Consider the following 11,578-nt stretch of genomic DNA (forward strand, 5'->3'; position numbering starts at 1 on the left):
TGGTTCGGGAATGAATTTTCCGCACGGCCGGCAAAATCGAGAAATTCCTGCCCGGCTGAACCCTGAAGGATGATCGCGACGACCGCTGCACTTCTTGTGGCCACGCTCTGAGGGCCACGACAGCAGCGAGCCCGTGGCTCGACTGGCGCCAGCTTTTGTTTTAGCTTGACCGAATTAATCGGCTCCAGACCAGCCTGTTGCTCTGGGAGGGGCCTTCTCGGGGAGGCATCCATGGGTCTAACGAGGTTTGTCGCTAATCAAGCAAAGGCAACACTGAAAAACCCCGCTCGCATCGGGATGGTTTTCAGTCCGACCGGTGTGCGTCGACTGAGAGCAATGGTCCTAAACAGCTTTCAACTGAGAAACATTTCAAATACTTGGGAGCAAGACGGAAATCTCAAGAACCGCCGTTACAATTCCTATGATCAGTACCTCAAGCATCAGCGAGCCAAAGTCGAAACGCTGGATCTCGGTTCCTATGACGAGAAGTACTATGCCGCTCTCACTGATCGCCTGAAAGGCATCGACCCAGGCACCATTCCGACTACAGGAAGCGTGCTGTGTCTCGGTGCCCGGCTGGGAACCGAAGTCCGCGCCTTTATCGATCAAGGTTATTTTGCGCTCGGCATAGATCTGAACCCCGGCGTCAACAACCAATACGTCGTAACTGGCGACTTCCATCATTTGCAATTCGCGGACAGTTCCGTCGATCTGGCTTTCACCAACGCGCTCGATCACGTCTTCGATGTCGAAATGGTCTTGGCCGAGATCAGTCGCGTGTTGAAGCCGGGCGGCACATTCATCGTCGAGGCTGTCCGAGGCACTGACGAGGGCAAGGAGCCAGAGTCCTTTGCCAGCTTCTGGTGGAAGAGTGTTGATGACCTCGTCGACTTCTTCAGCAAGAGAAGCTTCGAGGCGACTTTTCGCGGCCGCTTCGCCTTCCCTTGGGGCGGCCATTTCCTGTGCTTTCGCCTTTCCAAAGGTACGCCCAAAACGATGGTCAGTTCTGATCTGATCGACGATAAACGCTGAGCCGTGAGACTTGGGAGGTTCCTCGCTCGCTTCCACAGTCGAGCAGTCGAGCAGGGGGACCGCGACCGGCAGATCGACAATCGGATGATCTCAGAGGCAGCGGCCGCGGATCCAAAGCATGTCGCGTTTTAAGGCCCCCAGATTGTACGATGCCGCTGACGCGGCATTGGTGTACCGGTTTGCGGATGACGCTTCTGTTTTGAAGGATTGCCGCTGTTGAAGCGCAACCTTGAGAACAGGAGCAATGAGATGGCCGAGTTGAGCCCGCTTCGCCGGCGCATGATCGAGGACATGACGATCCGCAATCTGTCGCCGGCAACGCAACGATCCTACGTGCACGCGGTAGCGAAGTTCTCCCGCTACTGTGGCCGATCCCCGGACCGGCTTGACCTGGAGGACGTCCGCGCCTTCCAGGTGCATCTGGTCTCTACCGGAATTCAATGGCTACCCAATCGAAGTTTCGGCAAAAACGCTGTGACCAGTGGCCAGAAGGGTCGTGCCCCCATTGCACTAACAACAACGCACGCTAAGGGAGGCCAGGACCTTAGGAGGAAGTTCCGATGGGGACAAATAGCTTGTCCCCGTTGTGACCGATCTCGATCATCTCACTCTTACTTCCCAACCGTTCCGCAAATCCTTTGTGGAAGATGATGGCGTTCATATAGGCAAAGGTCAACGCCAGCGCCTCGGTTCGCAGCGGGTAGTCGACCAGCGAGTGAATGAGAAGGAAAGATACTGAGAGAAATGCCGCTTTCTGAAACGGATCGCGGCGGACTCTAACCAATGCAGCTAAAAGCAACACGAAATAGCTTGCCATCAGCAGGATAGCAGGAACTCCGCCCTCAAAGGCTATTTCCAGATACTCATTATGAGCATGGTTCACGTATTGCTTGAATATCATGCCCTCCCGTTCGTATATCTGGTACGCTTTCTGAAAATTCCCAAATCCGACACCCGTCGCCCAGTTGTCCTTGATCCCCTCGATTGTGGTTCGCGCAAATTCTCCCCGCCCGAATGCCGGATCGAGCACCTGTGCATCTATTTTGGTCCAGGCGCCAATTGTGTAGATCGAAAGCGCAATAAAAATGACGAGGACACTAAATCCACTTGCCCTGGAACGGGCCGAAAGAAACACGACGGACAATGCAGTGATCGCCAGTCCAATCAGAACACCGGCGCGTGAACCAGCGGCCAAAAGAAGCACCAAAAGGGCGATCAAGCCGAAGGATCCGGACAAGAGATGTCCGCGAAATACTCCGTAATAGACGACGAAGGGAATAGACACAAAAAGCAAAGCCGAAAAGTGATTCACATTGGCGAAAAGCCCAGCGTTTATTGTAAAAGGCAACAGCCCTACAATAGCGATGTCGTCGGAGAGCGAATATTGAATCGCTCCAGCCAGACCATTGCAAATAACACCCATGAAAAAGAACGGAAGAAGCGCACTGACCTGTTCGGCACGTAAACGCAATACGGCAAGAAAAAACGCCGCTGCGGCCAATAGATAAAGCAGACACTCGACTGTGCGGCCCACCCCGACGCTGACAAAGCGAAATTTGGTTTCTCCAATCCAGGGATCTCCAAGCAGCAGTTCCGGCCGCAATCCGTTGAATACGGCGACCGGCAGTGGGACGATTTGCAAAACCGCCAACGCCACGGCGACGATCAACAGCCACAGAACAGACTGGGGGCTCCGCTGGCCAGAGGTTCGCGCAAAAACGGCCGCCGCCGAGACAATTGCCGCAACTTCGATTAGAGTATCCGTATAGAGGCCGCTAGCAGTACCGCCGCCAATTAGCAGCGATACAAACAAGACCGACCCGAGGAGATACTTATCCCATTCCGACGGCCGGTCGTTCAAGATTGAACTCTCTCAATATTCAGTTTGTGCATTACTAGGGTACCGACATACCGAAATCGCCAGCTCTCCGCAATGGCGGTAGTCTGCAGCGCCAGAAGTTGTATGGGGCAGCTAGCCGACGCGATTGAAAAATTCTGACTCAGCTTTTGGCGGTTATATGTGCCTTCAGGAATGTTGAACCGTGCAACCTCGCCAGTCGGACCCACGCACCTGATCGACCACAGCAATTCCTTTGGAAGCTTCAAGTTTCGCGCAGAAGCAATCAGAGAAATCTTGTAGGAGCCTGGAGGCAGTGCAATGTATTGCTGAAGAGCTGCATCCTTGACAGGTGTGTTCAAGAATCGGACCGTTGCACCACCCTCGCCCTCGACCGCATCCTGGGATGTGGCAAATGTCACTTCCAGGCCAGGTTGGTCGCGGACCTGCCAATCGAATGGCTTGTGGCCCGAGAACGGCTCGAACGTGCTGTTGAAAATGTATCCCCCCAACTTACGCTCTTGATCAGACAGGCTGAAAAGAAACAGCCGATACGCTGGCCCGTATTGCTTCTCGCGAAGGTAGCCAGTAATCACACCTGACAGTTCGCTAGAAGTTGGTGGTGCGCTCGTTCCGGTCAAGTCGAGTAGCAGCCTATTTGAAAAATCAAGCCCCCCTGGGGTCCTGGCAAGACTGACGAACAGACTGGGTCTCCAGGGCGCCTCCGCCCTGATGGCCGTCAGCACGGCCTCGTATCCATTGGGATCCGAGAGAATTGTCGGCAAGCCCTCTGCGACTGCCGCAAATTGGTCTGGCCATCTCCGTAGCAATATGTCGATCTCGCCCACGGCCGTCGACAAATCACCTTCTTGGATCTTGCGGCTTATGGATCTCTGCAGCGCGTGAATTTCCGTTTTCGATAGTCTGCGGGCTTGTTCGAAGAGCTGGTAGGCTTCGTCCTTTTCGCCTTGCCGGAATTTGATCTCCCCAATCAGGCTATAAAGACGCGCGTCCGCCAAATCGAAGGCGAGTGCGCTTTTGGCCCTGGCAAGCAATGCGTCTAAATCAGGAGCACTATCTGTATCGTTCAGGTCACTGGTGATCTCAGTTATCAACGCGTCGACGTTTAACGGATCCAGCGCAAGAGAAGCAGCCGGTGCTCCTGTTTCAAGAAATCGACTTAGCCCGATCGAGGAAGCCCCCAACACTAGAACGGACGCGGCGAACCAAACGACTAAAACCCGGAGATTTTGCATAAGCGGGCTGGCTTGCTCCATCATCGACTTTGCCCTCTATCTTCGGAGTACCTATGTCTGTGCCATAGTTGTAATACTGGTAGTTCATATATTTGTAGGCGTAATTATAATCGAACTTATTCACCGCAAATTTGGACATGGCGGCGCCAACCACGTTGGCCCCGGCGGCTCGCAAGCGCTTCAATGCGGTCTTCGCCGACTTGCGCGTCACCTGATTGGTTGAAATGACCATCAATGTGCCCTCAGCGAGCCGGCTGAGAATCGGCGCGTCCGAAAGACCGACGACCGGCGGCGCGTCGATGATGACAACATCGAAGCGCTTGCCGAGATTGGTGACGATCAGAGCCATCTTCGGTGACGAGAGTAGATCTGCAGGGTTTGGAGGGATCGTACCAGAGGTCAGAACGGTCACGTTGGAATATTTCGTCACCCTGAAGATGTTCGTCAGATCCTCTTTGCGGACGGTATTTGTCAGGAGATTGCTGAGCCCAATCGTGTTGTCCAGACCGAACAGGCGATGAAGGTTCGGTTTCCGAAGATCGCCATCGACAATGAGAACTTTCGCACCGAGCGCGGCAAAATCCTGCCCAAGCTTGAATGATGTCGTCGATTTGCCCTCGGAGGGCTCAGAACTCGTGACGACCAGCGATCTTGGCGCGCCCTCCGCACCCGAGAATTGCAACGATGTCCGCAGCGAACGGTAGGCCTCTGACAATCCGGACTTCTGATCAGCGATGCTGGCAGCGAGTTCCCTGTCATCGACGAGCGGCAAGATGCCGAGCATCGCCAATCCCAGCTCCTTTTCTACCTGCTCAGGATTAGTAAAGGTGTTGTTCAACAGTTCAATGACGTAAATGATCGACGCACTCAGAGCCAGGAAAAGAACCAGCGCGATTGCCAGGTTAACGCTCAGGCGCGGCGAATATGGGCTACTCGGTTGTGTGGCAAAATCTACGATCGCGGCGGTTTGCGTCTTGAGTTCGGAGCTGACACCAACCTCGTTCAACTTAGCGATAAGATTGTCGTATTGCGACCGGTTCGAATCCACTTCCCGTTTGAGAATAGTATATTGAATGTTCTTGTCGTTGAAGGCGACCTGCTGCTTTTCCATTTCGGCAAGTTTGGTCTTAAGATCGGCCTCTTTGTTCTGTGCTTCTTGGTATTTCAACCGCAGCGAATCTGTTATAGCCAGAACGCCGTTGTTATAGAGCCGTTGCAGCTCCTTTATCTGCGATTGGAGCTGCTGCATTTCGGGAAAACCAGGCTTCAGAACGCCTAGCTTCTGCTGATATTGGCTAGTTAGATCCGCTAGTTTTTCGCTGAGCTTCTGCAAGCCTTCACTTTCCAAGACGGGGGCAAGGCTCGATCCGCGGCCTTTCTCTATCTGGTCTACCACCCGCCCTGCATCGAGACGGTCCTGAATTGCGGTTGCCAGAGCAGTGTTCAGCGCCTCGATATTCGATCCGATCAGCGATTTGTCGTCGCCTGTCACCGTGATGCCTGCATCTTTCGCATAGGCGACCAGCGCCTCCTCGGATTTCTGGAGCTTTTGCTTGACCTGCAAAACCTGCTCCTGGATGAATTGACGCGCCAGGTCTGAGGTTTCGCTGGTTTGATCGAGGCGTTGATCAATAAAGCTTTGTGCAACCTGATTGGCCACATCCCTTGCATATTTCGGATTCTGATCGGCAAAAGTGATCGATAGCAGGCTCGTGTTGGTAACCAAGTTGACGGTGAGGTCGTTTAGGATGCGCCCGATCGCGATTGCCTCACGTTGCTCCGGGGTTTTCTCCTCAATTGAGGGCGATTTGGACATTCGAAATGCGCGGTAGAAGATGTTGGAAATCGAAAAATCCGGCGTCGGAAATAGGAAGTCGGGTTTTTCGCTGAGCCCCAGCTGGAATACAACGCGTTGGGCCAATGCACGGCTCTTGAGCTTTTCACGAGCTGTTAGAAAGGCGCGCAAGTCGCTGCTTTCAGAGACCACCTCAATGTCCTGAAAGACCTTGGCTGAAGGAACCAGCACCTCCAATTGCGTTGTCGCCTGATACTTTGGGGTCTGCATCATCGTAATGACGGCGCCAGCGACAAGCCCCGCTGCCAACAACATAACGATCAGCCATCGATACTGGACAACGTAGAATAACAGTTTGAGTGGATTGAAGCCCTCGTCCTGCTCCGAGTAATCGCTGCCGTAGGGGCCATAGTTTTGCGCACCGTCATAGTAGAGGTCTGCGGACAGGGCCTGGCCATGTCCTGGTCCTGCAATTTGATGCTGTCTGTTACGATCGAGCATGGTGCGAGGCAATCCTAGGTTGTCTATATCCAAAAATTTCGACCGGTTGCGATTTATAGTCCCGGGATCACTGCAATTCGGGCCGCACTTGAGGCGACACCGAGCGCGTCCTTGAGATTGTTCATCGCAATTTTCGATTTTGAGGCGAAGACGACAATCTTGTCGCCGCCATAGATGCGCGGATTGCGGCTTTTGCCACCACGAATCTCTTCCACATTGTAATTAGCAACCAATGTGTTTTGACCGATATTGCGATAAACAAAGACCTTTTTTGCATCGCCAACGTTATTGAACCCTCCAGCAAGAGCTATTGCATCGATGAGAGAAGAATTGCTCGACACCGGATAAATACCAGCCTTATTGACTTCGCCATCGACGGTTATGCGCTGTCCAATCGATTCCTTTACGAAAATCGTTACGTCAGGTGACTGCAGGTATTTGGCGCCATAGGCGGTTTCGACTTCCTGCTCCAGCTGGCGGACGGTTTTTCCTGCCGCGGTAATCGTGCCGATAAGCGGAAGCGAAATCTGGCCACCAGAGTCGACTTGAACCGTTCTGTTCAAGTTGTCGACCTGAAACACATTTACCTCGAGCACATCGTTTGGAGACAGAGGCTGCTCGCTGCCGTTCTGAGTATTTTGCGGCGCAGGCAGTTCCTTCACCACCTGTAGAGCGCCGCCGCCCGAAAGTGGCGCGGATGCTGATGTCAATTGCAGCGCATCGACCGAACCCGAAGAGGATGAGGTTGTCGACGAGGTGCTCGTGCACGCTGAGATCGCCAGTGATGCAAGCAAGGCAAAAATTGTTGCCATATGGCTTCCTGCGAAACGGAAAGCGCCCATCACGAAGGCCCGCCCCTGAACAAGCGGCCCAATCCAAAACGGCCGGCGCTGCCGGCGTTTGGTCTTTTAGGACGTGCTTTTCCCACCGGCTCGATGAGCCGGTTCGCCAATATTTCGCCTGGACGTTTCAACACCATGTTGCGGGCCTCGTCTTCGCCACATCGCTTGGCAGCAGCAGCAACCGCCTGTGAAAGCCCAGGACGCCGGCGTGTAGCGCTATGCGTGTCCGATGCGATGATGTCCACCCTGCCCTCGTCAATCAGCTTTTCCGAATAATAAAGCGCCGTGCGTCCAAAAGCACCAACAATCGAGTCTGCGGTAAGCTGGATAAGACAACCCACTGCATTCAACCTCTCGATAACGTCGTAATTCGTTTTGATCCAGGTCAAACGCTCAGGATGAGTAAGAATCGGGATGAAACCGGCATTTATTAGGCGTAGAGCAAGATCCTCCATTCGAGGGGGCAGAACATGATGCGGCGGTTCGAACAGAAAATAGCGGGACCTGTTTAAGGTCGGCACACTGCCGGCCGCCAATTGGTCCGGAAGATCTGGCGCTATGTGAACATCGGCGCCGACGTAGAGAGCAAGCGGTATGGCGGCGCTCCGCAGCGCCTGTTGCAATTCTTGAACCGCCCGGACTATGTTCGATGTTCCGTTTTCGTATACGCCCGGGGTCACGTGCGGCGTGCACGCCATGTGGGTCGTTCCGTCGGCCACCGCCAGTCGAGCCATTTCCAGCGATTCGGCAAGACTAGGCGAGCCGTCGTCGAGGCCGGGCAAGATATGGGAATGCAGATCGATCATGGGCGTTTGTCACTGCAACGAAGCAACGTAGGACGTCATCCCCAAAAACTATAAATGCGCCACACGCAGGACAGCGAATGACGCATCATTCATGCGATACGATGGATGCCAGGCCCCGGCTACTGGCGGATGGAGTTGTCATCATGCAGGCCGATGATCAGCGCCGCATCGGCGGCAACAGCTGCGGCTCATGTATCGAGCGCTACACACATGCCGCCCTCCACAGGATTGACTTTGATCGCCGCGCTTGTCGGACGTCGAGATTTGCACCAACACGCAGCAGCGAAGCGAAAGATTGCGCTTCGGCCATAATGCCTGGATAGACCGGCACTTCGCCCTTCATCCCAGCATGTTCGCTAACCTCAGACATCCGCATGTCACCTTGGCTTAAGCGATCCGACTGACACACCGGCTACGACACACCAGCATTCACGCCAAGGCCGTTCTGTCGCCAACAATAGACACGCAGCAGAAGGCGCCATGCACCTCTGCTGCCGTTGCCCTATTTACGATCAACTTAGTCGCTAACGGCGTGGCCGTGATCTTTGTCCGCCGTCGCGGCCAGAATACCGGCCCCAAGAGCTAGGCCGCCAAAGATGAAGAGCGGCGTATTGTTATTGGAAGCACCCGTCGAATTGCCCGTTTGGGCGGTATGCTCAGAACCGAGAACATTGAGGCAAATGTTGTTCTCGACGCGGGAGATATCAAGGGTCGAATTGGCCGGCACGCTCAAATTGCAGCTACCAACATTAACCGAAGCCGACCCCTTGCCGCCAACTACGACGCGGCTGCCGAAATCCAGCGCGCCCCCCGCCTGTGCCGGGCCATAGCCAGCCACCTGCGAGATCATCACATCGCCATTGACGTTCCCGATCGATCCCACCGGATTTACGCCGGTGTAGGCAGTTGCACAGGTGCACGACCCATCCTGCGCGAACGACGATACCGGGGCGAAGCCGGCCAACACAACAAATCCGGCCAACGCACTTTTCACAACTAGATTCATCCGCATCAATCCTTCTGTCCCACGTTACCTGTAGGCCCACCCAACCATAAGGTACTGAAAAGCGCGTACCAGCTTTTTGCGCCATTTCCAACTCCTTTCGCAGATGCGAGATATTTTTTGGTTTCGATGTGGTTGATTGAACACACCATTAGAGTGGCGAGATGTATCATCTTCAGCCGGCCGCAACCAACGAGCCGACCTGGCGGTCCTCGCGCTGTTGGCGTTACCGTCGCGTCCACGAAGCGCAGAGATTGCGGCCGCCCTTGTCATCATACTGGCCATCAGCAATATTGGCCATTAGCAGGCTGTTGAAAAAGTCGCTCGCCAGCGGACCGAAGCGACGATTCACTGGCTCCGAAGGGATCGGAAGCGACGAGTGCGCGGCGGCGACGATCGAACTGGCGAACTGTCCAGCTATGTGGACCTTGAGGCCCGGGTGACCTGATGAGGTGGACGGCCTCCGCTCCCGGCATCGCAATGTGCCAAAGTGTGGCTGTCGAAAGTCACATGAGGGAGAGCCGTCCATGGAGAAGGTTAGCACAATCGGTCTGGATGTCGCCAAGCACGTGTTTCAGGTGCACGGCGTTGACGCGCAGGGCGCAGTGGTTGTCCGCCGGAAGTTGCGTCGCGACGATGTAGTCGCATTCTTTACGTCCTTGCCGGCGTGCTTGATCGGCATCGAAGCCTGCGCAACGAGCCATCACTGGGCTCGTGTCCTCACGGCTCTGGGGCATGAGGTTCGCCTGATGCCTGCGTCATACGTCAAGCCATACGTGAAGCGGCAGAAGAATGATGCTTCGGATGCCGAGGCAATCTGCGAGGCGGTCACGCGACCGACGATGCGCTTTGTTCCGACAAAGAGCGAGGAGCAGCAGAGCGTGTTGATGCTGCATCGCGTCCGCGAGCTTTTGATCCGGCAGCGGACAATGCTGGTGAACGCCTTGCGCGGCCACTTGGCGGAGTTGGGCATCATCACTCGTCAGGGTGCTACAGGGCTGAGCATGCTCGTCGCGTTGGTTGAGGACGAGGGGCACGACCTCATTCCCCCGCTTGCCCGATCGGCCCTCTTTCTTTTGGTACAGCAATTGCGTGAGGTGCACGAGAAGGTCGGTGAGCTGGACCGACAGATTCACATCTGGCATCGTTCGCACGAGTTGAGCCGTCGCCTCGAAACGATCCCCGGCATCGGTCCGATCACCGCCAGCGCAATCGTTGCGACCGTGACAGATGCTTCCCTGTTCAAATCCGGCCGGCAACTCGCGGCTTGGCTTGGCCTGGTGCCGCGACAGAACTCATCCGGAGGAAAGGATCGGCTCGGGCGGATCAGCAAGCAAGGCGATCCCTACATCCGTCGCCTTCTTGTTGTGGGAGCCCATGCCGTGCTTCGCTTCTGTCGTAAGGGCAAAGCGGCACCCACTCGCTGGGCTGCCGAGCTTCTGGCGAAAAAGCTGTACAACGTCGTTGCGGTGGCCTTGGCAAACAAGATGGCCCGGATCGTCTGGGCGCTGATGACTACGGGCAAGCGCTTCGCGGATTCACCGGCGTAGTGACGTAGTCGCAGAGGATGCACAGAGGTTGGTGAGGTGCTGATGGTGATGACGGACGGTCGAACCGGGATCGGAAAAACCCGCTCAGTGGGTGCCGCTCAAAAAAGCGCGTTGACCTGTCTGGGATCCGATCCGCGGACTTCATCAAGGCCAGCGGCATGAACAGGCCGCACTCAAAGGCCGAATACATGCCTGCACCCGACCAACCTGTCATCAATGTCAGAAAGCCCTTGCCACGCGGAGGCCGTTTTCTGTTACGCCGTATGGCGCGGGTTGAGCAACCGGCACAGACGCGAAGCCTGCAATGACCGCAGTATCGGAGCCGGTTGGAAAAGCCGCCGGGGTCTGGTAGCCGAGCGAGGAGTGAGGCCTCGCGATGTTGTAGTCGTCCACCCAATCGGTGATGGCGCAGCGGGCATGATCGAGGCCCAAAAACAGGCTCTCGTTCAGGAGCTCGTAGCGCATTCTGCCGTTGAACCTCTCGATGTAGCCGTTCTGCATGGGCTTACCTGGTGCGATGTAGTGCCATTCCACGCGGTGATCCTTCGACCAGGCGAGGATGGCGTTCGAGGTGAACTCGGTGCCGTGGTCGGAAACGATCATGCCCGGCTTGCCGCGGCGGCCGATTAGATCTGTCAGTTCGCAGGCGACGCGGCGGCCGGAGATCGAGGTGTCGGGGATCGCAGCCAGGCATTCCCGCGTCACGTCGTCGACGATGTTTAGCACCCGGAACCGCCGCCCGCAGGCGAACTGGTCGTGCACGAAGTCCAGCGACCATCGCGCGTTCGGTCTTGCCTCGACCAGGATCGGAGCGTGCGTGCCCACAGCCCGGCATCGTGCGCGGCGCATGCGAACCGTCAGCCCTTCTTCCGTAAGCGCTGTTCTCAGGCCACGGCCTTTAGCTCGGGCGCCCGGATGTAGGCCCAAGGCAGCAGGTCGTCGATCTGGCTGTTCGG

General features: G+C 55.8%; 8 protein-coding genes and 2 pseudogenes. 3 read left to right on the top strand and 7 right to left on the bottom strand.

Going from position 1 to position 11,578, the window contains the following annotated elements; translation table 11 throughout:
- Positions 1-231: 231 nt before the first annotated feature.
- Together NKG95_RS21480 and NKG95_RS21485 are read left to right on the top strand one after the other, a co-directional pair.
- Positions 232-1,032 carry a class I SAM-dependent methyltransferase gene (locus NKG95_RS21480; RefSeq protein ID WP_353042413.1) on the top strand — a complete coding sequence of 267 codons (801 nt, stop codon included), beginning with the start codon at positions 232-234 and terminating at the stop codon, positions 1,030-1,032.
- A gap of 249 nt (positions 1,033-1,281) precedes the next feature.
- A pseudogene (locus tag NKG95_RS21485) lies at positions 1,282-1,476 on the top strand (phage integrase N-terminal SAM-like domain-containing protein); the annotation flags it as partial.
- A gap of 100 nt (positions 1,477-1,576) precedes the next feature.
- Here NKG95_RS21485 and NKG95_RS21490 read toward each other — a convergent pair.
- The 6 genes from NKG95_RS21490 to NKG95_RS21515 form a co-directional block, all read right to left on the bottom strand.
- Positions 1,577-2,893, bottom strand: a complete 1,317-nt coding sequence (locus NKG95_RS21490) for an O-antigen ligase family protein (protein ID WP_352812696.1) — start codon at positions 2,891-2,893, stop codon at positions 1,577-1,579.
- The gene (locus tag NKG95_RS21495) at positions 2,890-4,149 is read right to left on the bottom strand and encodes a tetratricopeptide repeat protein (protein ID WP_352812698.1); all 1,260 of its coding nucleotides are present in this window, start codon (positions 4,147-4,149) and stop codon (positions 2,890-2,892) included. The genes NKG95_RS21490 and NKG95_RS21495 overlap by 4 nt, the downstream gene beginning before the upstream one ends.
- Positions 4,037-6,421 (bottom strand): GumC family protein, encoded by a 2,385-nt coding sequence (locus NKG95_RS21500; RefSeq protein WP_352812700.1) that lies wholly within the window; start codon positions 6,419-6,421, stop codon positions 4,037-4,039. Before NKG95_RS21500 ends, NKG95_RS21495 begins: the two co-directional genes overlap by 113 nt.
- Before the next feature lie 53 nt (positions 6,422-6,474).
- A complete protein-coding gene (locus NKG95_RS21505) occupies positions 6,475-7,233 on the bottom strand; it encodes a polysaccharide biosynthesis/export family protein (RefSeq protein ID WP_353042415.1) in 759 nt (252 codons plus the stop codon).
- Positions 7,234-7,262: 29 nt separating this feature from the next.
- Complete coding sequence (locus NKG95_RS21510; RefSeq protein ID WP_352812704.1) at positions 7,263-8,069, bottom strand: tyrosine-protein phosphatase; 807 nt, start codon at positions 8,067-8,069, stop codon at positions 7,263-7,265.
- 517 nt (positions 8,070-8,586) lie between these two features.
- The gene (locus NKG95_RS21515) at positions 8,587-9,075 is read right to left on the bottom strand and encodes a hypothetical protein (RefSeq protein WP_352812706.1); all 489 of its coding nucleotides are present in this window, start codon (positions 9,073-9,075) and stop codon (positions 8,587-8,589) included.
- A gap of 524 nt (positions 9,076-9,599) precedes the next feature.
- On the opposite strand from NKG95_RS21515, the gene NKG95_RS21520 reads away from it, so the two are divergent.
- Positions 9,600-10,622 carry an IS110 family RNA-guided transposase gene (locus NKG95_RS21520; protein WP_353042417.1) on the top strand — a complete coding sequence of 341 codons (1,023 nt, stop codon included), beginning with the start codon at positions 9,600-9,602 and terminating at the stop codon, positions 10,620-10,622.
- A 219-nt stretch (positions 10,623-10,841) separates the two neighbouring features.
- Here the strand turns inward: NKG95_RS21520 and NKG95_RS21525 are convergent.
- Positions 10,842-11,492 (bottom strand): annotated as a pseudogene (locus NKG95_RS21525) (integrase core domain-containing protein); the annotation flags it as partial.
- Positions 11,493-11,578 lie beyond the last annotated feature (86 nt).

This window comes from Mesorhizobium sp. M1423 (genome assembly GCF_040317575.1).
Taxonomy (GTDB): Bacteria; Pseudomonadota; Alphaproteobacteria; order Rhizobiales; family Rhizobiaceae; genus Mesorhizobium.

Excerpts from the sequence above, each read along its gene's own strand:
- NKG95_RS21480 (WP_353042413.1), top strand. The coding sequence starts at position 232 with ATGGGTCTAACGAGGTTTGTCGCTAATCAAGCAAAGGCAACACTGAAA.
- NKG95_RS21495 (WP_352812698.1), bottom strand. The coding sequence starts at position 4,149 with ATGATGGAGCAAGCCAGCCCGCTTATGCAAAATCTCCGGGTTTTAGTC.
- NKG95_RS21500 (WP_352812700.1), bottom strand. The coding sequence starts at position 6,421 with ATGCTCGATCGTAACAGACAGCATCAAATTGCAGGACCAGGACATGGC.
- NKG95_RS21505 (WP_353042415.1), bottom strand. The coding sequence starts at position 7,233 with ATGGCAACAATTTTTGCCTTGCTTGCATCACTGGCGATCTCAGCGTGC.
- NKG95_RS21510 (WP_352812704.1), bottom strand. The coding sequence starts at position 8,069 with ATGATCGATCTGCATTCCCATATCTTGCCCGGCCTCGACGACGGCTCG.
- NKG95_RS21515 (WP_352812706.1), bottom strand. The coding sequence starts at position 9,075 with ATGAATCTAGTTGTGAAAAGTGCGTTGGCCGGATTTGTTGTGTTGGCC.
- NKG95_RS21520 (WP_353042417.1), top strand. The coding sequence starts at position 9,600 with ATGGAGAAGGTTAGCACAATCGGTCTGGATGTCGCCAAGCACGTGTTT.